Consider the following 24,040-nt stretch of genomic DNA (forward strand, 5'->3'; position numbering starts at 1 on the left):
GCACGGTGGATGCCGCGGCTCGAACCCGCCGGCGAGTTCGGTCGCATTTTCCACGCGACGCGATCGGCGGATGACGGATGTCAACGTTCGGAGTCGACCGACAACGTGCCGGCGGAGGACACAAGGTGCCTGTCCAACAACGGAGATGCGGCATGCAATCCGGTTTCCATGGCGCGCAGCGATGCTGGTCCGCCGCCGCGCGGCGCGTGCAGGCGTCGCTCGATGACCTGACCCCGGTGGTCCGCGAGCGCTGCGCACCGCTGCCCGACGCCGCCACCATCGACGAGGCGCTGGCGGACGCGATCGACGAGATCACGGCCGGCCTGGAGCGCTTCGGCGAGGCGCTGGCGATGCTGGGCGATGCCGATGCCGATGGCGGCGCTGCTTCCCAAGACCCGGCTGCCGGCCTGCGCGCTCTGCTCTCGCGAGCCGGCGAACTGCTGCCGCCCTCCGACCTGATCCAGCTGATGGACGAGAACGGCTTCATTGAGCTTTCGCTCGAGACGACGCTGAAGGCGGCGCTCCGCGACCTGGAGCGCTTCGCGCAAGGAGATCGTGCCCATGCTTCCCGTTGATCCCTTCCAACAACACGCCGTCCCAGCGCAGGACGAGGACACCCAGGACGCCGTCGGCGACGAGGGCTTCACCGAGTTGAGCGCCGAGGCGCCGGAGCTCGACGACCCGCTGGCCGTAACCGCGTGGTGGCGTCAGGAGGCGCGGCACGGCAAGCTCCGAACCTGGCCGGAGCGGAGCGCATTCCAGCGTTTGTGCAAGGCCGGGACCGGCGCGTACGTGGCCGCTGCGATCGCGCAGGCCGCTCCGGAGCAGTACGTGGAGAAACTGCGCCAGACCATCGCCGATGCCGATGGCTACCTGGAGGAATCGAATCGCGGCCAATGGGACGAGTCCCGTCGCCATAAGGCGGAGGCAGTGAGACACGCCGCGCGTGTTCGATTGAGCGCCTTTCATCAGGAGCGCTTGACACAAGCGCTGGCGCGCCCCGGTGCCGATCCCGTTGCTGCACACAAGGAGCACGCGATCGCGTTGCTCGGCGACTTCGGCGGGCAGCCCCTCGATGGACGCCCTTCCATTCATGTCATCCAGGACGCGCATCGACCGCGCTACTTCTTCCGCATGACCTTGCGCCCAAGCGGCATCGTCGATATGACGGCGGTCGCCAATGCCTGCGGCGATCGCATCCGTTCGGTGGTGCTGCGGGAGATCGCACAATGGGCCGGATGGACAGCGGTGCCGTTCTGCGGCCATTGCACGCTGCCGGACCGCGGCATCGGAACGCTCACGCGCATCGAGACGGGTGACCTCGCGCGCCTGTCCGACCTGCTTTCCCTGACGACGCCGGGGCTTCAGCATCCGAATGCGGAATTCGATCTCTACCAACCGCCCGCCAAGTCCCTTGCGGAGTGCCTGTCGACGGGGCTCGCACAAGCGATGCAGCCGGTCGATCTCATCGCGCTCTCCGGCTGGATGGAACTGGAACGTCAGAACGCACTGGCCGATTTCAAGATCTCCCTGTGTCTCGATCAGGAGGAGGCCGAAGCGCTGCTGCCTTCGCAACGGCTCGAGGGCCTTCGGGCCCAACTGCAGAATCTGAAAGACCGTGCAGATCAATGGCTCGCCAGCACAGCTCCCGGGATCTCGGCGGCAGGGTCGCCCCCACCGGACTCCGAGAGCCTGCAGGCGCCGATCGATCCTGCCGCACATCGGGAAGAACTCCGCCTGGAGGACCGTGCACGTCTGCGCGGGATCGAGGACCAGGCCATCCTCGACTTTCGACGGCGTATCGCGTTCCGGGAAGGCATCGTGCTGCCACCTTCCCCGCAGGTGTGGCCCCAAGACCACCGCGACGCGGTCAAGGCCGCCTACGTCCACGACTGCGTGCGCCAGTACGACGAAGCGCCCCCCATTCGTCAGAAGGTCCATCCCATGGGGGACACCGAACTCCGCAGGCTGCATGCACAAGTCGCGCCAGCGCGCTGGACGAAGCCTGGCCGCGATTCCGAACTGGCGGCGTTCTGCGTGCGCGGCCTGCAGCTCTCCGAAATGCATCGGAAGTCCCCGGGCAGCGCGGTCGAGTCGGCGCTGGTGCTCATGGCAGACATCGGCCGGCTGATGACACAGGTCCACAACGCCCCGATCGCCGTCACCGCGCGGCAGGACACGCTCGAGCGCGTGCGCAGGCTGGAGGCCCTGGCCGGCCATGCCCGCGCCTACTGTTGGGAGCTTCCTCGCGCGCTCAGCGACAAGCCGATCCAGAAAGCGCGCCCGGGCGCCGGCTCGTAGAAGCGGCCGTTGCCGTCGTTGACGATGACGCTGCCGGCATAGCGGCGGCCGGCGGCGTTGTCGACGCGAGCGATCAGCTCCGCGCGTGTCGCCCCGATGCTCCACGCGCGGCGCGCGCGCAGGTTGAGCACGCCGTAGCCCGCCGCCCATTCGCTGTTGACGTCATTGACGGCGGTGCGCTTCACGCCGCGCCATTCGAGGGCGAGCTCGCCCTCCTTCACCGCCGCGAAGGGGCGCCAGGCCAGTTCGGCGTACGCGCTGCCGCCGTTCGTGCCCGCGATCCGGTTGCCGGCGGCGACCGGCGCGTTGGCCGCCGCGCAGGGCGAGCCCAGGCAGGTCAGGAAGCCGTCGCGGTAGCTCGCACTGAGCGTGCCGACAGCCCCCATCGCCCGCCACCGCGCCGCGAAGTCCCAGGCGCCGGACAACTCCAGGCCGCTGCGCCGCGTGCGTCCGACGTTCTGATAGCTCGACCGGCCGCCGCTGTTGGACAGCACGGCGATCTCGTCCCGCGTGGCGACATGGAAGGCGGCGATGTCCCACTCGACCTCCTGTCCGCGCCACTTGGCGCCGATCTCCTGTTGCAGGCTCTTCTGGGGCCGCAAGCCGCCGTTGAATCCCCCCAGCCCATCCGCGCGGTAGGCCAGTTCGTTGAGCGTGGGCGACTCGAAACCGCGGCCGACCGCGGCATGCAGCAACAACGCCGGCGTGATCCGCCAGCCCAGCCCCGCCACCGGGTTCACGTAGCCGTAGCGGCGCGAACCCGAGTCGTCGCCGTTGGACAGGAAGCGATCCCGCGCCGACAGCGTCACGCGCCCGGCGCGCGCGCCGGCGCTCGCGCTCAGCGTCTCGGAGAGCGGCAGCTCCAGTTGCGCGTAGGCCTCGCGCGTGACGGCCTCGTTCGCTTCATCGCGCCGCCGGGCCCCGGTCACGCCGAGCTGCTGGGCGGCACCGGTGCCGATGAAGTTCTCGTAGCCCTGACGGTCATCGCGCTGGCGCTCGACATTGAGACCGGTGGCCAGCCGGGCATCGCCGATCCGCCACACCGCCCGCGCATCGGTGCCGCCATACCGCCGCGCGAAGTCCACGACACCGCCGCCGCTGCCCGGAGGCGTCTGCGCACCGATCGGAATGGCTTGCCACTGCGCGACCGCGCGGCGCCCGGCATAGGCGGTCAGCGCGGTTTCGGCCAAGGGCCCGGGCACGTCGAAGCGATGGCGCCAACGTCCACCCAACTGGGTTTGACGCGCGTTCTTGCGGGTGTTGAATTGCTCCGCCTGCGGCGCCGTCTGATCCGGATCGGCGGCCATCTGCGCCGCGGTCAGGCCGAGCGGATCCTGCGCGCGCTGATCGATGCTGTTGAGCAGCACCAGTACCTGGTCGCGCGGGCCGTTCCAGGCCAGGCGCCCCTCGGCCAGCGTGCGGCGCGCGGCACTGTGCGGCCGCTGGCCATCGAGTTCCAGATGCGATGCGCCGACTCGCGCCTCCCAGCCGTTGCCGAATGGCAGTCCCGCGGCGATGCGCGTCTGACGCAGTCCCGCATCGCCGGCGTCGAGTCCGACTTCGGCGAAACGCTCCCGGACCGGCGCGCCGACCAGCGCGATGACGCCGCCGGAGCTGTTGCCGTATAGCGCGGAGAACGGGCCGCGCAGCACCTCCACGCGCTCGGCGCCGGCCAGGTCGAAATGGGTGACCTGCCCCTGGCCATCCGGCATGGTCGCGGGAATGCCATCCGTGTACAGCCGCAGCCCGCGCACGCCGAACGGCGCGCGCGCGCCGAATCCGCGCGACGACAGCTGCAGATCCTGCGCGTAGTTCTGGCGGTTGTTGGCGGTGAGCCCCGGGACGCGGTTCAAAGCCTCCGACAGTTGCAGCCGGGGACCAGCGGCGCGCAGCGTGTCAGCGTCGATCACCGTGACGGCGTAGGGGGCGTCATCGCTTGCGCGTTCGGACACGCTGCCCGTCACCACCACGGCCGGCAGCGTCGCCGGGCCTGCCTGCGCGACCGCGGCGCCGGACAACAGACTGCCCAGGACCGCCAGGGCCCCCGCTCCCCGATGCATGCTCGTCATATCTCTCCTCGATTCGAACGAACCAGACGTTAAGCGAACAAGCAGCAGGTAGAGCAAGCGGGGTGCCAACCGACATCACAGCTTCGGCCTGCGACCAAGAACCCGCGGGAGGCGTGCTGAGACAGACGAGCAGGTGCTCCCGCAGCAGTTCCTCCGGATCTGGCGGCTGAGCGCCAAGAGGGGCCAGCCATGCCGCCACTGTTCTCGCTGTCGCGCACGACGCACGCCGGCACGTCCGATCCGTTCCAGGCCCCCGCCGGCAGCGGGGCCTTGCCCGCCAAGCAGCAGAAATTCAAGAAGGGTCTACTGGGTCGCTGGCGCCGTACGAAGGAGAAGGAGGCCGCCCCGATCTCGATCGAACGTCATTCGCCCGGTTTGGCGGCCGCCCGCGCCGCCCCACAGGCAAAGCCGGTGAACTACGCCGTGCTCAAGGAAATGAACCGTGACCGCTTGACGGCCGCTGAGGCCGCTCGCCACGGAGATCCGAAAGCACGGGTGAAAGCGGACGAACTCGCGCGAGCGCTCCTCCCGCTGGCGGAAGGCTATCTCGCCTGGGCGCAGCAGCAGCGAGGCCAGGACAAGGTGGCACTGCGTCGCCGCAAAGTCGCCGGCATGGTCGCCCAGACGATGGAGGCCGCGGCCGGAGGAACACGCCCGTCCACGGCGCCAGCCCCACCGGCCGGAGACAACAGCCCGCCGCGACGCTCCAGCGTGTCATCAAACGGCTCGTCGCAGCGCTCCAACGCGGCGTCAAGCAGTTCGTCGCAGCGCTCCAGCGCGGCCTCATCCGTCGGTGATCCGGAGGCACTGTCGCCGGCCCCGGCGGAGCCGTCCGGCATGTCGAAGCAGTTTTCCTTCAGACGCACCAAGGAGGCCCTGGCGAGCTTCCGCAAGACACTCACGGCGCCAGATCCGGGCACCTTCAAGGAGCTGGAGATGACCTTCAAGGAGGCGGAGAGCGCATACCCGTTCGATGAAGGCAAGGCCTTGTCCGTACGCAAGCTCGCCGGGCAATACCTGGCTCGCCACGCCAACGCAAGCGGGCAGAACGAGGTGCGGGGAGCCCAACTCGATCTTGCGCAACGCTACATTTCCCGGATCGACGCCCTTATCCTGGAAGATCGGCGGCAGCGCCAGCGAGACATCGATACCTCCTGCCCCAAGCTGCAGTCTCCAAGCCTGACGGAACGCAGCCGCCATCGGCAACGGCACGCGGCACATCTGGTCTTCAGACTGGCGGCTCTCCATGACGCCTGGGATGGCACGTCTGAGCGGATCGTGAATCAAGCCGATGGCCGCCCGCTCTATCGCTTTCGTCCCATGCCGACCCGGCAGGTCGCGGCTCAAACGAACATCGTCCCGCAATACGCGGTCCTGGCATCGGTCCTGCACCGCAAGCTCGATGAGCTGGCGGGTTTGAATCTGCGTTTCCCGTGCGCCACCCCGGCGATTCTCGACGGCGTCCCAGGCGTGCTGGCGGACGAGCGGGAATCATCACCGCCCGACGACATCCAGCTTTCAGCACTTCCGGACGCCGAACTTCAGCGCGCGGTACTGGCGCAATGGGTGTTGGGTCGACCCAGGGCGACCTGGGCGAACGTGAACGTCGAACCTCAGACGGGTCTGCTGCGTCCGGGCCGATTGCCGGATACAGCGCATGAGCCGCTCCACATCGCGCGCCAGGCGCTCCAGGGCGTGTCGCCAATGTTCTCCTACCCGGGGAGCGGAGAGCCGATTCCTGGCCTGCACCGCCCCATCGACAAAGCCCTGAGCGACAGGCTGCTCTCCCTCGACCTTGGGGCCCTGGCCGAGGCGATGGACTTGCCGCGGGACCTGATCGACGTCGCCAACGCGGCAAACGGCACGCGGGCCGGTCTGAAAGCGCGGGATCTGGCGGTTTGCGCCTCGGATGCCGTTTCGCGCCTTTTGGAACCGCTGCGCGCGTTGCAGTCGGCGTTGAGGGCGGATCCGCAGCTGCCGCTGGCGATGGTGCTTGCCGATGCCGCGGAAGCGCTGTCGCTGTCGCCGCACAGGTAGACGGTCGAGAGCGCCGCGCCGGGCACCCCGCTTGCTGACAGTTCCGCTGTCGCCGGCCGCCCTGGCACGGCGTCTCGATGGAGAAGCCGATGAACAACAAGACCTCCCTTCATGGCCGCCGCGGCGGCGCGCGGCTCCTGATCCGCGCGGCCGCGATCGCGGCCTTCGCCGTGATCGGCGCCATGAGCGCGGGCGCCGCGCTCGCGCTCGAGGCCCAGCCCGCCACCCCGCCGGGCTATGGCCCCAACCCCACGCTGCCCGAACCCCAGAAGGGCCTGCTGCCCACCATCAACGTCGCCAAGGCGGTCGGCTGGCCGGCGGGCGGCAAGCCGCAGGCCGCCGCCGGCCTGGCGGTCGCGCGCTTCGCGGACAGTCTCGATCACCCGCGCTGGCTCTACGTGCTGCCCAACGGGGACGTGCTGGTCGCCGAGACCAACGCGCCGGCGCGCCCCGACGACGGCAAGGGCCCCAAGGCCTGGATCACCAAGCAGTTCCAGAAGAAGGCCGGCGCGACGCCCAAGAGCGCCAACCGCATCACGCTGCTGCGCGACACCGATGGCGACGGCGTCGCGGACCAGCGCTTCGTCTTCGCCGAGGGTCTGAACTCCCCGTTCGGCATGGTGCTGATCGGCAACCAGTTCTACGTCGCCAACACCGACGCCGTCGTGCGCTTTCCGTATGCCACCGGCCAGACCCGGCTCGGGGGACAGCCGGTGAAGGTCGCCGACCTGCCCGGCGGCTCCATCAACCACCACTGGACCAAGAGCCTGGTCGCCAATGCCGAGGGCACCAAGCTGTATGCCGGCATCGGCTCCAACAGCAATGTCGCCGAGAACGGCATCGAGAACGAGCAGCGCCGCGCCGCGATCCTGGAGATCGACCTGCAGAGCGGCTCCACGCGCGTGTTCGCCTCGGGCCTGCGCAATCCGGTCGGTCTGGCCTGGGAGCCCACCAGCAAGGCGCTGTGGGTGGCCGTGAACGAGCGCGACGAGCTCGGCGACGACCTGGTGCCCGACTACATCACCTCGGTCCAGGACGGCGGCTTCTACGGCTGGCCCTATAGCTGGTACGGCCGGCATGTCGACGACCGCGTCAAGCCGCAGCGTCCCGAACTGGTCGACAAGGCCCTGGTGCCGGATTACGCGGTGGGCGCGCACACGGCCTCGCTGGGGCTGGCGTCGGCCGACGGCAATGCGCTCACGCAGGCCTTCGCGCACGGCATGTTCGTCGGTCAGCACGGCTCGTGGAATCGCAAGGTGCCGTCCGGCTACAAGGTCATCTTCGTGCCCTTCGTCGGCGCCAAGCCCAGCGGGATGCCGGTCGACGTGCTGACCGGATTCCTGAACGCCAAGGGCGATGCCCAAGGCCGCCCGGTCGGCGTCGCGCTCGACCGCCAGGGCGCGCTGCTGGTGGCGGACGATGTCGGCAACGTCATCTGGCGCGTCACCGCGACCGGCACCGCGGGGCCCAAGGCCGCCTTCCCGCCCGCCGCCGGCGCGGCGAGCACGCCGGCCTCGCAGTGAGCCCGCGCAGCGCCGCCGCGGCTCGATGCCGTCAGTGATGCGCCTTCGACCCTGATCGCTTGGCGGGCACCTTGGCGCCCGCCTTGCGCGCCTTGGACAGGCCGATCGCGACGGCCTGCTTCGGGTTGGTCACCTTCTTGCCGCTGCGGCCGCTCTTGAGCTCGCCATGCTTCTCCTCGTGCATGGCCTTGTGCACTTCCTCCTGGGCCTTCTTGCCGTATCGCGTGGTCATGGCCTGTCCTTTCATGTGTCAGGGGTGACAAGGGAATGCCCCGGATGCGGCAACCCGCATGCCGTGCGGCGGCATCGCGATTGCCTCCCTGGCGTGACGGCTGCTCGAGCAGCCACCCCTCCACGTCACTCAAGGACATCGCATGGCCACCAAGAGAACCGCCCCGTCCCCTGCCGCCAAGCCTGCGGCCGGCCCGTCGAACGAGGGCCTGGGCTCCGCGCTGAGCACCTTCGGCGGCCCCGCGCGCGCCGAACTCAGCGCCGCCGCGGGCCTGACCGAATCGCAGGTGCGCCTCGCGCGCAAGGCCGGCGGCACGGCGGCGCTCGCGGAATCGATGCCGGCCAATCCGCTCAAGGCGGTCGAGCACAGCCGCGACAACGCCGTCAACCCGGTGCCGGGCGCCGCCACCGGGCCGTCCGACGAACTGGTCGCCGGCAGCACGGTGAGCGAGGATTTCGCCTCCGACAAGGTCGGCGACGGCCTGCCCGAGGCCGGCTACAACGCCACCACCGAATCGCTGGACCGCGTGCGCGTGGACAGCGGCGGCCAGCCGCTCACCACCAACCAGGGCGTGCGCGTGGCCGACAACCAGAACTCGCTGAAGGCGGGCCTGCGCGGGCCGACGCTGATGGAGGACTTCATCCTCCGCGAGAAGATCACCCACTTCGACCACGAGCGCATCCCCGAGCGCGTGGTGCATGCGCGCGGCTCGGGCGCGCATGGCTACTTCGAGTGCTACGACGCGCTCAACGAGCTCACGATGGCCGCACCCTTCGCGGCGGCCGGCAAGCGCACGCCGGTGTTCGTGCGCTTCTCCACCGTCGCCGGCGAGCGCGGCTCGATCGACACCGCGCGTGACGTGCGCGGCTTCGCGGTCAAGTTCTATACCGACGAAGGCAACTGGGATCTGGTGGGCAATAACATCCCGGTGTTCTTCATCCAGGACGCGATGAAGTTTCCCGACCTGGTCCACGCGCTCAAGCCCGAGCCGCATCACGGCATGCCGCAGGCGGCCAGCGCGCATGACACGTTCTGGGATTTCGTCTCGCTGATGCCGGAGTCCACGCACATGCTGATGTGGGCGATGTCGGACCGGGCGATTCCGCGCAGCTACCGGATGATGCAGGGCTTCGGCGTGCACACCTTCCGCTTCGTCAACGCCCGGGGCGTGGCGCGCTTCGTCAAGTTCCACTGGACGCCCAAGGCCGGCACGCACTCGCTGGTCTGGGAGGAGGCGGTGAAGATCGCCGGCGCGGATCCGGACTTCCATCGCCGCGACCTGTGGGAGGCGATCGAGGGCGGCGTGCTGCCCGAGTGGGAACTCGCGGTCCAGGTCTTCACCGAGGAGGAGGCCGAAGGCTGGTCCTTCGACATCCTCGACCCGACCAAGATCGTGCCGGAGGAGCTGGTGCCGCTGCGGCCGATCGGGCGCATGGTGCTGACGCGCAATCCGGACAACTTCTTCGCCGAGACGGAGCAGGTCGCGTTCTGCACCGCGCACGTCGTTCCCGGCATCGACTTCAGCAACGACCCGCTGCTGCAGGGCCGCATCCATTCCTACGTGGACACGCAGATCTCGCGCCTGGGCGGGCCGAATTTCCACGAGATCCCGATCAACTCGCCGGTCGCGCCGGTCCACAACAACCAGCGCGACGGCATGCACCGCCAGGCGCTGAATCGGGGGCGGGTCGCGTACGAGCCGAACTCGCTCGGCGGCGGCTGTCCGTTCCAGGCCGGTGCGAGCGGCTTCATCTCGTTCCCGCAGCCGGTCAACGGCGAGTCGCTGCGCGGCAAGCCGGAGCGCTTCGCCGAACACTTCGCGCAGGCGACCTTGTTCTGGAACAGCCAGAGCGAGGCCGAGCAGGCGCACATCGTCAACGCGTTCCGGTTCGAGCTGACGCGGGTGCAGGTGCCGGCGATCCGGCAGCGGATGGTGTCCAACCTGCTGCGGGTCGACGCGGGCCTGGCCGCGCGCGTCGCCGAGGGCCTGGGCATGGAGCTGCCGGCGCCGGCGCCGGACCTGCTCGCGCCGACGGCGGTGGGCGCGGCGGTGGAGGGCTCGGTGCAGGCGCCGGAGGTGCGGCGCTCCCGCGCGCTGTCGCTGACGGCGCATCCGGGCGACGGCACGCTGCAGGGACGCAAGGTCGCGCTGCTGGTGCACCAGGGCGTCGAGGCCGACGGATTGCGCGCGGTGCATCAGGCGGTGCTCGAGGCCGGTGGCGTGCCGCGCTTCGTGGGCCACCGGCTGGGCGACGTGGTGCCGGCGGGGGGCGACGACCCGATCCAGGTCGAGGTCACGGTGGACACGGCGCCGGGGCCGGTGTGGGACGCGGTGGTCGTGCCGGCGGAGGCCGAGGAGATGCCCACGCTGTCCACCTCGACGCTGGCGGTCAACTTCGTCCAGGACATCTACCGCCACTGCAAGCCGATCCTGGTGCTGGGCGCCGAGAGCGCGCTGCTCGAGGCGGCGCGCGCGCCCTCCTCCGCCGACGAGGCCAGCGATGACGCGATGCTGTTCTTCCAGGGCGCGGCGGGAAGCGACGCGATCGCGGCCTTCGTCACCGCGCTGGGTCAGCCGCGGCGGTTTGATCGGGAGAAGGAGCCGGTGTTGCGATGATTCGGCGCCCGGCCCTCATGAGGCCGGACCGCTCATGGCAACAAAGTTCCAATTCGGCCGAAATTGGAACTTTGCTGCTGTGCAGTGGCGGTCAGCCGACAACCTTGTCGCTCACGCGTCCTGCTGCCGCTCGTACTCCGAGCTCTCCTGGCTGAGTTCATCGCGCCACTGGCGCTCGAGCTCGTCGCGGCGGCGCCGCAGCGCGATGGACAGCGAGCGCCAGTCCACCGATGACGCATGCGTGAGCCGCGGCAGGATGCCCTGCTCCACGTCCTTCGCGTGGTGCGAGACGTAGCGGCCCAGCACCCCCACCAGCGGCGCGAACTGCGAGTCGTCGGAGCGCATGCGCCGCAGCTGCGACATCAGGATGCGCACGACCAGATGCTCGATCTCGGCCTCGTTGATCAGCCGCCGCTCGACGGCGCCGATCTCCGGGCACTTGCGCACCGCCGGGTAGAACAGCTCTTCCTCCAGCGTCGCATGCACCGTCAGCAGCGCGCAGGTGCGGCGCACGAGCGCCTCGCAGGATTCGTGGTCGCCGACGGCCCACAGCCGGTCGAACTGGTGGAAGGCATGCTGCGCCCGCTGGTGGTCGTCGACCAGCAGCGCCACCACCTCGTCGCGCGCCATCAGGTCGGCACGGAAATCGCTCCGCGGCAGGACGTGGGATCTCATGCCGGCACCCCTTCCTCCGCGCTCTGACGCGCTGGCGTCGCATGGTCGTCGTGATAGCGGCGCGGGCCGTCGGGATGCACGCCGGGATCATCAGGATGCTCGTGCGGGGCCTGTTCGGGACCGGGCGGGGGCGGCTCGGCCGGGCGCTCCCGGCCGCCGGACTCCTTCCCGGCGCCGGGCTCGGGCTTGGGCGAGCCGCTCGCGGCGATCGATCCGCGCGGCAGCCGCTCCTCGGCGCCCTCGTCCCACAGCTGCTGCCAGGACGGCTCCACCGGCGCCCGCGCATCCAGCGGCACCTCGCCCAGCCCTTCGACCACGCCCAGCGTCCGCAGCGCGCCGCTGCGCGGGTCGCGCCGGCGGAAGCGCCGGTCGCGCACGCGGTAGACATGCAGATCGGCGCCGATCATGCGGTACTCGCGGACGAAGCCGTCGCCATGCGGCAGGTCGTCGGCACAGAACGGACGCGGCAACTCGCCCGCGTCCGCGGGCAGCACCGCGTGATTCCACTGGATCGGGTCGTCGATCAGCGCCTGCGCGGACAGGCCGAGCGCCTGTTCGACCGAGGCGCTGACGTGCAGCAGCCGCTGGCTGGCCACATCGGCGCACCAGACGAGTTGCCAGGGCGTGTCGAAAGCCTTGTCGTTCATGGGGCCACTCCTTGATGCGGCTGTCGGCAATCCGGATGCCGTCCCGGGACCGGGAACGCGCGCCTAGATCGCGCCGACGCTGCCCGTCACCGGCAGCACGATGCCCGTCACATAGCCCGAACACACCGGCGACGCCAGGAACACATAGGCCGGCGAGAGCTCCTCGGGCTGGGCGGCGCGCTTCATGTCGCTCTTGGCGCCGAACTCGGAGACCTTGTCGGCGGGCGCGTCGGCCGGATTGAGCGGTGTCCAGACCGGCCCGGGCGCGACGGCGTTGACGCGGATGCCCTTGGGCAGCAGGTTCTGCGCCAGCGACTTGGTGAAGGCGTGGATCGCGCCCTTGGTGGAGGCATAGTCGAGCAGCGTCGCGCTGCCCTGCAGCCCGACGACGGAGCCGGTGTTGATGATGCTCGCGCCCTGCTTCAGATGCGGCAGCGCGGCCTGCGCCATGTGGAAGTAACCGAAGATGTTGGTGCGGAAGGTCAGTTCGAGCCGCTCCTCGGTGATGTCGGCCAGACCCTGCGCGTGCTCCTGGAAGGCGGCGTTGTTCACCAGCACGTCCAGCCGGCCGAAGCGCTGCACGACCTTCTGCACCGCTTGCAGACAGAACTCCCGGTCCTGCACGTCGCCCTTGATCAGCTCGCATTGGCGGCCCTCGGCCTCGACATGGCTGGCGGTCTTGCGCGCGTCCTCGTCCTCGTCGAGGTAGACGATGGCCACGTCGGCGCCCTCACGGGCGAACAGCACGGCCACCGCGCGGCCGATGCCGGAATCGCCGCCGGTGACGATCGCGGTCATGCCTTCGAGCTTGCCGCTGCCGCGGTAGTCCGGAGCCAGGAAACGCGGCGCGGTCGCGAGATCGCCCTCTTCGCCGGGCTTGTCCAGGTGCTGCGCGGGAAAGCGGCTGGGTTCCTCGCGCGCGCCGGCCTGCACGGGCTCGTCCTTCGAGGGCTTCCTGCCGCCCTCCCTGGCCTGCTTCTCCTGGTCCTTGACGTCCTGCTGATGCTGGGCGTGCTGCTGCTTCTCCACGGTGTCCTTCGCGGTCTTCGTCGTCATGGGGGTACTCCTTGGGAACGGTCACTGGTGCCTGGAATCGGCAAGCGCGGGACCGGGCCGTCCTTGCGCCGCCACTTGAAAACCGGGCGCGCCGCTTGCAGGCTCCCGTGCGCCACAAGGACCGCCCATGACGCCATTCGCACTGCCGCTCCACGCCCACACCGTGCCGCCGAGCCCGCCACATCCGAACGAAGTGCCCTACGTCCCGCCGCCGCCGCACGGCCCCACGCCCGAGCCGGACAGCGATCCCCCGGACGTCATCGATCCCCCGATCCCAGGCGAGGACCCCATTCCGGTGCGTGAACCGCCCTACATGCCGCCGCCCACCGCGCTGAACTGATGCCGCACAGGGGACGGCACGGCGATTGCCTCTCTGGAGGGCTGTTTCCCTCTGTCACAGGAGTCGCCTTTGAATGCATTGCTGCTCCCGGCGCTGCGCCGGGCATGCGCCGACGGCGTGTTGGCCAGCCTGTTCTCGGGTCTGGCGCTGTTGCGCGGCAGCGGGTCCGACCAGGCTCATCTGGTCGGCCGTTCCGAGTACCGTGTCGGCCGTCCGCCGCTGAAATCCTCCGCCGCCAATCTCTTGTTGCACACCGCCACCGGCCTGGTGTGGGGCGCGCTCTACGACCGCTTGCGCGCGCTGCGCGACCGCCCGACCCGCGGCAACGCCGTCACCGACGCGCTGCTGCTCACCGCCGTGGCGGTCGGCGTCGATCGTGTCGTCACCCCCAGCGTGCTGACGCCGGGCGCTGACAAGCGCGCCACCGCCTCCGGCACGCGCCCGCCCTCGGCGCTGAGCCTGCTGATGGTCTATGGCGGCTTCGCGGCCGGCCTGGCCCTGGGCGGCCTGCACGCGCTGCGGGATCATCCCCGGGAGACCGGGGACGCCGGCGGCTACGGCGACTATGACGAGGACTTCAGCGTCCTGGCAGACCCTGCGCCCCGACGCGCGGGCGGCCGCGCATGAAGTCGCTGCATCTTCAGATCCGCTTCCTGGTCCCGCTGCTGATCACGCTGACCGTCGCCGCACTGCTGGCGCTGCCGCTGCTGGACCGGATGACGCTGCGCTGGTTCTCGCGCGACTTGAGCGCTCGCGGCGAGATGGTGGCCAAGACCCTCTCGGTCGCCATCGCCGACATCGACCCCACCGCCAAGCGCGACCGCCTGCGCAACCTGCTCGAGCGCGGCGTGCTCGACGAGCGCCTGGTGGGCATCGCGATGTGCGCGGCCGATGGCACGCAGGTGCTCAGCACCAAGGGCTTCCCCGACACGCTGAGCTGCAAGGAAGCCGAGATGACCGCCGCGCGCAAGGACCCGCGGCTGGAACTGGCCAGCGGCGCGGTGCACGTGGGCGTGTTCCCGGTCAATCCGCAGCAGGCCGATTCCGACCGTCTGGTGCTGCTGCACGACCTGAGCCTGCCCGACCGCCGCAGCCTGGACACGCGGCGCTACATGATCATCTTCATCACGGTGCTGGGCCTGGCGGTGGCGGGCATCACGATGATCGTCGCGCAGCTGAGCTGGCGCGGCTGGGTCTCCGGCATGCGCGCGATCCTGCGCGGCGAGGGCCTGGTGCGCCCGCTGCTGGGCGGCGCTCCCGACCGCGGCGGCCCGCAGTCCGCGCCACCCGAGCTGCAGCCGCTGGAGGTGGAAATCCGCCAGCACATCCGCGAACTCGAGGACAACCTCTACCGCGAGCACGGCCCGCTCACGCCCTGGGACCCCGACCGCCTGCGCGGGCTGCTGCGCACGCAACTGCGCGGGGACCAGGTCATCGTGGTCTCCAACCGCGAGCCCTACATCCACCAGCGCGGCCCGAACGGCATCACCGTCAGCCGGCCGGCCAGCGGCCTGGTCACCGCGGTGGAGCCGGTGATGCGGGCCTGCTCGGGCACCTGGATCGCACATGGCAGCGGCACGGGCGACCATGACGTGGTGGACGCGCAGGACCGCGTCGCCGTGCCGCCCGACACGAAGGAGTACGTGCTGCGCCGCATCTGGCTCACCGACGAGGAAGAGCGCGGCTACTACCAGGGCTTCGCCAACGAGGGGCTCTGGCCGCTGTGCCACGTCGCGCACGTGCGGCCGGTGTTCCGCGAGTCGGACTGGGCGCAGTACCGCGCGGTCAACCAGCGCTTCGCCGACGCCGTCGTGGCCGAGGCGCGCAGCGACGACCCCGTGGTGCTGGTGCAGGACTACCACTTCGCGCTGCTGCCCGCGATGGTGCGCGAGAAGCTGCCCAAGGCGACCATCATCACCTTCTGGCACATCCCCTGGCCCAACCCCGAGTCCTTCGGCATCTGCCCGTGGCGGCGCGAGCTGCTGCAAGGCATGCTCGGGAGCACCATCCTGGGCTTCCACACCCGTTTCCACTGCAAGAACTTCACCGAGACCGTGGACCGCTATCTGGAGGCGCGCATCGAGCACGAGCACTCGACCATCAGCTACCAGGGCGAGCCGACGCTGGTGCAGAGCTATCCGATCTCGATCGCCTGGCCCAGCGACGAGGAGCGCGCCGGCTGGCCCTCCCCGGCCGACGCGCGCGCCGCGGCGTTCGAGCGGCTGGGCCTGGCGCCCGACACCGTGATGGCGGTGGGCGTGGACCGCTTCGACTACACGAAGGGCATCCTGGAGCGCTTGCATGCCGTCGAGCGCCTGCTCGAGAAGTACCCGCAGTGGCAGGGCCGCTTCGTGCTGGTCCAGGTGGCGGCTCCCACGCGCAGCGCGCTGGAGGAGTACCGCGAGTTCCAGGACCGCATCCACCGCGTCACCGAGCGCATCAACCTGCGCTTCGGCGGTGCCGGCTACAAGCCGGTGCTGCTGCTGGCCGAGCACCACGATCACTCGGCGCTGATGGAGCTCTACCGTGCCGCGCACATGTGCGTGGTGACCAGCCTGCATGACGGCATGAACCTGGTCTGCAAGGAGTTCATCGCGGCACGCGACGACGACCAGGGCGTGCTGATCCTGAGCCGCTTCGCCGGCGCCGCGCGCGAGCTGCCCGAGGCGCTGGTGATCAATCCGTACCACGTCGAGGAGACCACCGATGCGCTGCACCGCGCCGCGACCATGCCGGCGCAGGAGCAGCGTGAGCGCATGGCGAGCCTGCGCATGACGGTGCGCGAGTTCAACGTCTACCGCTGGGCCGGCCGCATGCTGGCCGACGCGGGGCAATGGCGGTTGCGCGAGCGCATCACGCGGCGCGTGCAGCGGCGCGCGCGCGAATCCGGTCAGGAGGCGCTGTCGCCATGATGCCGACCCGCTCCCTGCTCGATGCCGAGGGCCGCGCGGCGCTGGGCGATCTGATGAAGCGCCGGCCGCTGCTGGGTTTCGACTTCGACGGCACCCTCGCCCCCATCGTCATGCACCCGGACGAGGCGCGTATTCCAGAGCCCACCGCGCGCCTGCTGGAACAGCTGGCCACGCGGCTGCCGGTCGCGGTGGTCAGCGGCCGCCAGGTGCTGGACGTGCGGCACCGGCTTGGCTTCAAGCCGACCCACATCGTGGGCAACCACGGCGCGGAGGACGAGTTCGACGGCCCCGACCCGCGCGTGGTGGCCGCGCTCGCGCCCTTTCGCCGCGAGGCGCGGCGGCTCGAGCCGATGCTGAACGCGGCCGGCGCGACGATCGAGGACAAGGGCGCCTCGCTCGCGATCCACTACCGCATGGCGCCCAACCCGGTGACCGCGCGCGAGGCGATCGCCGAGCTGTTGCGCGAACTGCCGCCCGGCGTCGAAGCCGAGCACGGCAAGCGCGTCGTCAACGTGCTGGCGACCGACGCGCCGCACAAGGGCGACGCGCTGGTGCGGCTGGCGCGGCGCTACGGCACCGAGGCCGGCTTCTTCATCGGCGATGACACCAACGACGAGCCGGCCTTCGAGCAGGTCGGCGACGGATGGATCACCGTGCGCGTCGGACCGCGGCTGGACCACAGCCATGCGCGCTACTTCCTCAACGAGCAGGCGGAGATCGATGCGGTGCTGCGGCTGATGCTCGAAGCGATCGGCTGATCCGGCGTGATGCCGGGATCGATCCCGGCTTCACGGCGCCGGCGACGGCGGCAACGACGGCTTGACCACCGGCGCCGCCGGCGCGGGCAGGTCTTCCACGAGGGCCCGCACGCGCGGCAACGACTGCGGATGCGTCTTCTGCAGCCAGGCGATGAGCCCCTCGCGCAGTTCGCATCGGAGGTCGAAGGCCTTGCCAGAATCCTTCGCGCTGACCAGCACGCGGATCTGCATCGTGCGCTCGGTGGTCTCCACCACCTGCACGCCGCACACGCGGCCATCCCAATGCGCCGAGGCCTTGCACATCGCTGCCGCCTTCTCGCGCAGCTCCGACACCGGCAGCGTGAAGTCCACCCACAGCATCACCGTGCCCAGGATGCTCGCGCTGGTGCGCGTCCAGTTCTGGAACGGGTTCTCGATGAACCACTGCAGCGGGATCACCAGGCGGCGCTCATCCCAGATCTTGAGCACGACGTAGGTGGAGGTGATCTCCTCCACCCGGCCCCATTCGCCCTGGATGATGAGCACGTCGTCGAGCCGGATGGGCTGCGCCATCGCGATCTGGAGCCCGGCCAGGAGGTTGCCGAACACGGACTTCGCCGCCAGGCCGAAGACCAGCCCCGCGATGCCCGCGGAGGCCAGCAGGCTGGCGCCGACCTGTTTCGCGCGCGGGAAGGTCATCAGGATGAAGGCCAGCGCGGTCAGCATCACCGCGCCCTTGGCCACGCGCGCCAGCACCTTGGTCTGCGTCTGGATGCGGCGCGCGGAGAGGTTGTCTTCGACGTCCGCCGGATTCAACAGCGCCACGCCGTTCGCCACGCCGGTAATCGCACCGGCCGCCACGGCGGCCAGGGCGACGATGCACAGGACGCCCAGCAGATGCTGTACGCCGTCGATGCCCGGCATCGCGTCGGGCACGCCCTGCGCGGCGATCAGCAGGCCGATGAGGGGCAGCGCCCATCGGACCGGTTTGTCGATGCGCTGAACGACCGAGGTCAGCAGCGGCGAGAACCGCGCCAGGCGCTGCGCGATCGGCCGCAGGATCGCGTGCAGAAGCAGCGCGCCAGCGACGATCACAAGCGCGCCGAGCAAGAGACGCCCCCAGAGCAAGAGGTCGGCGTCCAACAGGGAGAAGCGGGATTGCCATTCATTCATGCCGCCCGGCGTGCAAGCGTCATTCCCGCTACCCGCACCCGCGCGCGGAGCGCCCGACGGGCGCTCCATGCAGGTTCATCGACCGGCGCGTTCCATCAGGGGGCCAGGATGGCGCGCCCGCTCCGCCGCCTCCAGAAAAGCGGGGCATTCAGCGTCGGACGGGCTGGGCGGGTCGAGCTGCATCAAGCCGTCGACCATGGCGGGGGCCGAGGTCCGGCCACTGTGGACAGGTTCGGTGACCGCGTGCGGCGCTCCCACGCGCGACAGACGATCGACGAATTCGAAGGCGAACATCTCCTCCTCGAGCACATCGTGACGGATCAAGTCGAACGACAGGGCCACCTGCCGCACCGCTTCGACATTGATCACCGTGCCGTCGGGCCGCCAACGCAGGGCCGCCTGCTTCAACCGTCCCTCCATGCTCTCGAGCACGGTCTGCAGTCTCCACGCATCCGGGCCGCCTTCTTGCAGCACGCCATGGATGCTCGACAGCGTCAGGCCGCTGTCGAGTGCGTTCCTGATCTCCGCACGGATGCCGAGCAACTTGCGTAGAAAGTTCGTCGCCGGGGAAGGCGGTGCCGTCCCGACGCCTTCTTCCGCCTGCGGCGTCTGGGCCAGAGCCTTCACGGACCGGACCAATGAATCGTTCATTCGGGCCAGCCGGCACTGGCGCGGGGAGGTGTCCTTCTCGTGCGGAAGCGCCGCCGCCAGTTCCTGGCACGCGGCGCCAAGCCGATCAATGGCGATCTCGCAGGCGACCAGGACGCCGTAGGCCTGGGCCAGATCTTCGAGTGCCTTGGCGCGCGCGGGGATGTCGTCGTCGGAAGCACCGGTCTTCAGCCCGTTGCCGATGCTCAGAAGTTCCGACCAGGCGGGTGCCGACCCGCCACGGCTTTCGTGGCCTCTCGCGTGCAACAGCATCTTGTCCAGCTCTGTGCGGAAGGTATCGGCCGCCCCCAACGCGCGATTCGCAGAGGCCAGGCGGAATGGCTGTTCCGGCAGTCCCTCCTTCTGGTGGCGCGCGAGGGCGTCACTGAGGATGGCGGGTGCCGCGGCCAGCGAGGCGCGCGCAGGCTCATCGCGCAGCGACGAGCAGGCGATCGGTTGAAAGTCTCTGTAGAGAGAAAGCATGTCGATGGCTGGGGCTAGGAAGTAGCCGCCTGAGAACGGGACATCATGAGTTTCAGGATGCACGCGAGGGTTCACCCGGCATGGGTGGCCCGATTGCCTGGACGACCCATCACCACGAACCAGGAGTCCGTCATGGCAGCCCCCATAGACAAGCAGGGAGCCGATCGCACCGCGAAGGCCGAGGATCCACGCCGCATGCTGGACAAGGCGCCGGTGGCTCCAGGAACCGTCGATCCAGGTGACGCCGACCCGCACGGCGACGCCCAGTTGCCGCACGAACGCGATCAAAGCATCGGCGGCGACTCGACGGGAAGCCTGGGCACCGGCGCTGCGGGCGACCGGCAGCGCGAGGTGATGGGTCAGGCCGGCAAGGACCTCAGGCAGGGCCAGGTCGATACGGACATGCGGGCCACGCCTGGCATGGACGCCGAGCGCCGGGAGCACCTCGTCAAGAACCCGCAGTCCCTTGATCGTTCGAAGGATCCTTCGGACGAATAATTTCCGGCGCGGTGTGGGCTGGCTGCGAAGGTCGTGAGGCCGGCCAATTCGGCGGATAGGCGACCCTCTTGCCGTCGACGAACTCGTACCTCACTTGCAAGGACGGCGACTCGAAGTCCGATTTCCGAATGCCCTTGAGGGACTCCCCTGCGCTGCGCACCGCTCCATTGCTCAGATCGTGCATCTTGCGGCGATCCAGCGCCCCCAGACTGCCCTCGACCCGAGGCCTTGGAAGGCGTGCTTCGACCTGCGCGCTCGCTCCGCCACCGGGCACCGGAAGGTGGTGTTCCAGCTTTTCCAACGCCGGCCACATCTGGCCGCGAAGGTTCTGCATCTTCCTCAGCACGTCCTCGCGCGTGCTCCACTTCGCCTCGGCAATAGGAGCGGCCGCTTCCCCCGTTTCCAATGCCGACTGGCGTTCAAGCTCCAAGGTCTCGTCAATGTCCCGAAGTTTCAGGTACTGCTCAACGATGCCGAGCAGCGTCTTCATGTCGAGGTCATCGTTGTCCAACTCGACGATGCGAAGGTGAGCCCACCGCAGATCTTCGGCGCTCGTGCCAGCGATCTCCTTTGCGCTGGAGGTGTTCAACTGCTGGTGGATCCAGTTCCAGAGTTGGAGCTTTTCAGAGGTCGAATTCGCAGGGAAGGAGCTTTTCTGTTCAGCGGCGTACGCCAACGCTTCGGCCCGATTCAGCGGGCGTGCGGTGACGGAGTGCACCGCGTTTTTCGTTCCTGTCAGCTGAAACGCCTGCGCGATTGCTTCTCCCCGCAGGAAATCCAAACAGGTTGGCGCGCGCGCACACGAAGTGGCGCGCCCTTCCGGGACCTCGCAGGCGGCGCGCAGCGCCTGTGCGGGTGATTGACCGATGGAAAACATGGAAAGCTCCTCAACCAGCCGCGGACGTGGAATCGCCCATGCTCGGCCGGAGCTCATCAGTTCCCTCTACGCCGGGCTGGTTCGGCCAGCGCGCTGGCGCACCGCCGGTACGCGCGATCAGCTGTGCTGCCGCCGCCGCTCCACCGCGTCGATGCGCAGCATCTGGCGGTACTTGGTCACCGTGCGCCGCGCGACCACCAGGCCCTGACGCGCCAGCTGGCGCGTGATCTCGGCGTCGGACAGCGGATTGTCCGGACGCTCGGCCTCGATGATGTCCTTGATCAGCCCGCGAATCGCCGTGCCCGAGCACGCGCTGCCGTTGCTGCTCACGATCGCGCGCGAGAAGAAGTACTTCAGCTCGTACACGCCGGTCGGCGTCGCGAGGTACTTGTTGTTCGTGACGCGAGAGACCGTCGACTCGTGGATGCCGACCTCGTCGGCGATCTCCTTGAGGCCCAGCGGCTTCATCGCCATCGCGCCGAACTCCAGGAAGTGGCGCTGCCGGCGCACGATCGCGCTGGCCACGTCCAGGATGGTCGAGAAACGCTGCTCGATGTTGCGCATCGTCCAGCGCGCCTCCTGCAGGTGGTTGGCCATCTCGGCATGCCCCTGCTGGCGATGGCGCTGGAACAGCTCGGCATAGACCTGGTTCATCCGCACCTTGGGAATCACCGCGGGATTGAGCTGCACGCGCCACTGGCCGCGCACCTTGGTCGTCAGCACGTCCGGCACGATGTACGCGGCCTGCGTCGTCTCGTAGCGCCAACCCGGCCGCGGATCGAAGCGGCGCAGCTTCAGGCAGACCGCCTCCGCTTCCGCCACGCTGACGTCCAGCAGCTGGGCCAGCGCCGGAATGTCGCGCGAGGCCAGCAGGTTCAGATGCTGCGTGATGATGCGTTCGGCCAGTTGGCGGCTGCGCGGATCCTCGATCTTGGGCAGCTGCAGCAGCAGGCATTCGGCGACACTGCGCGCGCCCACGCCCAGCGGATCCAGCGCCTGCACGCGCTTGAGCGCGATCTGCATCTCCTCGATGGCCACCGGCGGCTGCATCTGCGCCACCGCCACGAGCTCCTCGAGCGAGCTGCGCAGATAGCCGTCGTCATCGACCGACTCGGCCACGATCGTCGCCAGCACCAGGTCGCGCGGCGACAGCCGCAGCACGTTGAGCTGGCTGCGCAGGTGCTCGCGCAGGCAGGTCTGCGCGGCCGTCATCTCCAGCGCGCTGAGCTCGCCGTCATCGGCGCGCCGCATCGAGCCGGCGCTCTCCGCGCGCCAGATCTCGCGGTCGTCGGGCAGGGGCTCCGGTGTCTCGGCCATCACCGGCGACGGCGCCACCGGCACATCGGCGTCCAGCGGCAGCGCGTCGTCGCTGCCTTCGGTCACCTCCAGGAACGGATTGCGTCCCAGCATGTCGGTGACCATGGTTGAAAAGTCCAACGAGGACATCTGCAGCAGCCGCACGGCATGCTGGAGGCGGGGCGACAGCGTCTGGGTCTGTTTGTGCTCGTGCCTGAGTTCCATTGCTCCCACTTGCGAGACTCCTGTGCGAAAGGGATTGAAACCGCCTGCAACCGATTCCGGCGTTTCCGCGCAAGAAGGAACAGGTTGTAGGCAGTGCCGATGAACGGCCCGATGGAACCCACTGCGCAAGGACCATGCCATCGCCCCGGCGCGGTTTCACATCGCGGACCTGCCGTCATGCGGCGTGCCTGCCCATGTCCCGCAAACCCTTTAGGCACGGGGCCTGCCGGCTTTTCGTCCGCCCATGCGACGCCGCGCGGGCGCGGGCGGCGAAGACGCCGAGTCCGGGATGACCCTCGGTCGCTCACGGCCGCGTCGCGGCAAGGCTTTCCGCACCGTTTACCGATCGGGCCCGCCGATTGCCCTGCGGTCCACGCCGTAACGCCTCGTACCCGCGTCCGCGTGGCGCTTGGCCCGGCGCTTGCTTGGAAGGGCTCGCCCCGTTCCCGTGACGTCATCCTTACCATCTTGCGTTCCGCCGCCCTGCCCCCGATCGCGATGCGCCGCTGGGCGACGCGCGGCCTGCTGTTGATCGCGCTGGTCTTCCTGCTCAAGGAAGCCAGTGCGATCGTGCTGCCCGTGCTGGTCGCGCTGATCCTGACCTTCGTCCTCGCGCCGGTGGTGCGGACCATGCGCCACCACGGCATGCCGGAAGCGGTCAGCGCCGCGATGCTGGTGACGACGCTGGTCGGCTGCACGGTGCTGAGCGTGGCGCTGCTCGCCGAGCCGGTGGCCGACTGGTGGCAGCGCGCGCCGGTGGCGGTGTCGCAGGCGCTCAACCGGGTCGACCGCTGGCGCGCATCCATCCCGGGCTTCGGCCCGCCGGCCGAGCGCCGCGCCAGCGGCCGCGCGCCGGCACCCCCCGCCGACCCGCTGCGCGAGCGCCTGGCCAGCGAGGGCGTGGCGCTGACCGCGCAGGTGCTCGGCACCAGCGTGAAGTTCCTGATCTCCGCCGCCGCGACCACCATCCTGCTGTACTTCCTGCTCGCGTCCGAGCACTGGGTGCTGTCGCGCTGCATCGAGCTGCTGCCCCACCGCCCGCGCCTGCGCGCGATGGTGCTGGGCGGGCTCCGGGCCGCCCAGCGGGACATCTCGCGCTATGTGGTCTCGGCGTGCTTGATCAACTTCTGCGTGGCCCTGATCGTGGCCGGCACGATGTGGTGGGTGGATCTGCCCAATCCCGGCCTGTGGGGCGCGCTCGCGGGCCTGCTGAACTTCGTGCCCTACCTCGGTCCGCTGATCCTGTCGGGCCTGCTGCTGGCCGCGTCGCTGGCGTCCTCGCTCGGCGACGCGGGCTTCACGGCGCTGGCCGCGCCGGTGGCCGCCTACCTGTGCATCCACGCGGTCGAGTCCAACGTCGTCACGCCGATGGTCATCGGCAAGCGGCTGTCGATGAATCCGCTGTCGGTGCTGCTGTCCGTGATGTTCTGGGGCTGGCTCTGGGGCGTCGCCGGCGCGGTGCTGGCCGTGCCGCTGCTGATCTGCCTGCGCAGCATCAGCCAGCGCAACCGCCACATGCGGCCCGTGGCCGTCTACCTGCGCGGCAGCGACCGTCCCTGCGCGCCCCTGAACACGCTGTTGCGGCCTGCGGCCGCTCCCTTCCCCGCCACCAGCGCCGACGCCGCCGCTCCGCCCGGCCGCCCCGACTCCCTTGAACAGCACCGCCCATAATCTGCCGCCCCGGCGCCTCGGCG

20 protein-coding genes are annotated in these 24,040 nt (G+C 69.6%); 11 read left to right on the forward strand and 9 right to left on the reverse strand.

Features of this window, described 5'->3' with window-relative positions; translation table 11 throughout:
- Nucleotides 1-152 precede the first annotated feature (152 nt).
- Complete coding sequence (locus ABDW61_RS18735; RefSeq protein ID WP_343640826.1) at nucleotides 153-575, forward strand: hypothetical protein; 423 nt, start codon at nucleotides 153-155, stop codon at nucleotides 573-575.
- On the forward strand, nucleotides 562-2,301 hold the full coding sequence (locus tag ABDW61_RS18740; RefSeq protein ID WP_343640828.1) for a hypothetical protein: 1,740 nt from the start codon (nucleotides 562-564) through the stop codon (nucleotides 2,299-2,301). Before ABDW61_RS18735 ends, ABDW61_RS18740 begins: the two co-directional genes overlap by 14 nt.
- Here the strand turns inward: ABDW61_RS18740 and ABDW61_RS18745 are convergent.
- Nucleotides 2,229-4,370 (reverse strand): TonB-dependent receptor, encoded by a 2,142-nt coding sequence (locus ABDW61_RS18745; protein ID WP_343640830.1) that lies wholly within the window; start codon nucleotides 4,368-4,370, stop codon nucleotides 2,229-2,231. The two genes, ABDW61_RS18740 and ABDW61_RS18745, sit on opposite strands and share 73 nt — an antisense overlap.
- A 189-nt stretch (nucleotides 4,371-4,559) precedes the next feature.
- On the opposite strand from ABDW61_RS18745, the gene ABDW61_RS18750 reads away from it, so the two are divergent.
- Complete coding sequence (locus tag ABDW61_RS18750; protein ID WP_343640831.1) at nucleotides 4,560-6,407, forward strand: hypothetical protein; 1,848 nt, start codon at nucleotides 4,560-4,562, stop codon at nucleotides 6,405-6,407.
- A gap of 182 nt (nucleotides 6,408-6,589) precedes the next feature.
- Entirely contained in the window at nucleotides 6,590-7,930 is a 1,341-nt protein-coding gene (locus ABDW61_RS18755) for a sorbosone dehydrogenase family protein (protein WP_343640888.1), read from the forward strand.
- Between the two features lie 31 nt (nucleotides 7,931-7,961).
- Here ABDW61_RS18755 and ABDW61_RS18760 read toward each other — a convergent pair whose 3' ends face one another.
- Complete coding sequence (locus tag ABDW61_RS18760; protein WP_343640832.1) at nucleotides 7,962-8,162, reverse strand: DUF6496 domain-containing protein; 201 nt, start codon at nucleotides 8,160-8,162, stop codon at nucleotides 7,962-7,964.
- A 142-nt stretch (nucleotides 8,163-8,304) separates the two neighbouring features.
- Between ABDW61_RS18760 and ABDW61_RS18765 the strand changes: the two genes are divergently transcribed.
- On the forward strand, nucleotides 8,305-10,779 hold the full coding sequence (locus ABDW61_RS18765) for a catalase (protein ID WP_343640833.1): 2,475 nt from the start codon (nucleotides 8,305-8,307) through the stop codon (nucleotides 10,777-10,779).
- A gap of 111 nt (nucleotides 10,780-10,890) precedes the next feature.
- Here the strand turns inward: ABDW61_RS18765 and ABDW61_RS18770 are convergent, their stop codons facing one another.
- The 3 genes from ABDW61_RS18770 to ABDW61_RS18780 form a co-directional block, all read right to left on the reverse strand.
- On the reverse strand, nucleotides 10,891-11,454 hold the full coding sequence (locus tag ABDW61_RS18770) for a hemerythrin domain-containing protein (RefSeq protein WP_343640834.1): 564 nt from the start codon (nucleotides 11,452-11,454) through the stop codon (nucleotides 10,891-10,893).
- Nucleotides 11,451-12,101, reverse strand: coding sequence for a hypothetical protein (locus ABDW61_RS18775; protein WP_343640835.1), 651 nt, complete (start codon nucleotides 12,099-12,101; stop codon nucleotides 11,451-11,453). Before ABDW61_RS18775 ends, ABDW61_RS18770 begins: the two co-directional genes overlap by 4 nt.
- A gap of 63 nt (nucleotides 12,102-12,164) precedes the next feature.
- Nucleotides 12,165-13,157: an SDR family oxidoreductase gene (locus tag ABDW61_RS18780; protein WP_343640837.1), complete on the reverse strand. Its 993-nt coding sequence runs from the start codon at nucleotides 13,155-13,157 to the stop codon at nucleotides 12,165-12,167.
- 127 nt (nucleotides 13,158-13,284) lie between these two features.
- Here ABDW61_RS18780 and ABDW61_RS18785 point away from each other — a divergent pair, with 127 nt between their 5' ends.
- The 4 genes from ABDW61_RS18785 to otsB all read left to right on the forward strand — a co-directional run bounded on the left by ABDW61_RS18785 (nucleotide 13,285) and on the right by otsB (nucleotide 17,167).
- Complete coding sequence (locus ABDW61_RS18785) at nucleotides 13,285-13,497, forward strand: hypothetical protein (RefSeq protein ID WP_343640838.1); 213 nt, start codon at nucleotides 13,285-13,287, stop codon at nucleotides 13,495-13,497.
- Between the two features lie 69 nt (nucleotides 13,498-13,566).
- A complete protein-coding gene (locus tag ABDW61_RS18790; protein ID WP_343640840.1) occupies nucleotides 13,567-14,124 on the forward strand; it encodes a hypothetical protein in 558 nt (185 codons plus the stop codon).
- Nucleotides 14,121-16,409, forward strand: a complete 2,289-nt coding sequence (locus ABDW61_RS18795) for a trehalose-6-phosphate synthase (protein ID WP_343640841.1) — start codon at nucleotides 14,121-14,123, stop codon at nucleotides 16,407-16,409. Before ABDW61_RS18790 ends, ABDW61_RS18795 begins: the two co-directional genes overlap by 4 nt.
- A complete protein-coding gene (otsB, locus tag ABDW61_RS18800; protein ID WP_343640842.1) occupies nucleotides 16,406-17,167 on the forward strand; it encodes a trehalose-phosphatase in 762 nt (253 codons plus the stop codon). The genes ABDW61_RS18795 and otsB overlap by 4 nt, the downstream gene beginning before the upstream one ends.
- A 30-nt stretch (nucleotides 17,168-17,197) precedes the next feature.
- Here the strand turns inward: otsB and ABDW61_RS18805 are convergent, their stop codons facing one another.
- Complete coding sequence (locus tag ABDW61_RS18805; protein ID WP_343640844.1) at nucleotides 17,198-18,256, reverse strand: mechanosensitive ion channel domain-containing protein; 1,059 nt, start codon at nucleotides 18,254-18,256, stop codon at nucleotides 17,198-17,200.
- 138 nt (nucleotides 18,257-18,394) lie between these two features.
- Nucleotides 18,395-19,450, reverse strand: a complete 1,056-nt coding sequence (locus ABDW61_RS18810; RefSeq protein WP_343640846.1) for a hypothetical protein — start codon at nucleotides 19,448-19,450, stop codon at nucleotides 18,395-18,397.
- Nucleotides 19,451-19,582: 132 nt separating this feature from the next.
- Between ABDW61_RS18810 and ABDW61_RS18815 the strand changes: the two genes are divergently transcribed.
- Entirely contained in the window at nucleotides 19,583-19,948 is a 366-nt protein-coding gene (locus ABDW61_RS18815) for a hypothetical protein (protein ID WP_343640847.1), read from the forward strand.
- Here ABDW61_RS18815 and ABDW61_RS18820 read toward each other — a convergent pair.
- Both ABDW61_RS18820 and rpoN read right to left on the reverse strand, forming a co-directional pair.
- Nucleotides 19,899-20,825, reverse strand: coding sequence for a hypothetical protein (locus ABDW61_RS18820; RefSeq protein WP_343640848.1), 927 nt, complete (start codon nucleotides 20,823-20,825; stop codon nucleotides 19,899-19,901). The two genes, ABDW61_RS18815 and ABDW61_RS18820, sit on opposite strands and share 50 nt — an antisense overlap.
- A gap of 117 nt (nucleotides 20,826-20,942) precedes the next feature.
- Nucleotides 20,943-22,346 carry an RNA polymerase factor sigma-54 gene (gene rpoN, locus ABDW61_RS18825; RefSeq protein WP_343640849.1) on the reverse strand — a complete coding sequence of 468 codons (1,404 nt, stop codon included), beginning with the start codon at nucleotides 22,344-22,346 and terminating at the stop codon, nucleotides 20,943-20,945.
- A 468-nt stretch (nucleotides 22,347-22,814) separates the two neighbouring features.
- On the opposite strand from rpoN, the gene ABDW61_RS18830 reads away from it, so the two are divergent.
- Nucleotides 22,815-24,017, forward strand: coding sequence for an AI-2E family transporter (locus ABDW61_RS18830; RefSeq protein WP_343640850.1), 1,203 nt, complete (start codon nucleotides 22,815-22,817; stop codon nucleotides 24,015-24,017).
- Nucleotides 24,018-24,040: the final 23 nt, after the last annotated feature.

This window comes from Roseateles sp., from assembly GCF_039595595.1.
Classification (GTDB): Bacteria; Pseudomonadota; Gammaproteobacteria; order Burkholderiales; family Burkholderiaceae_C; genus Roseateles.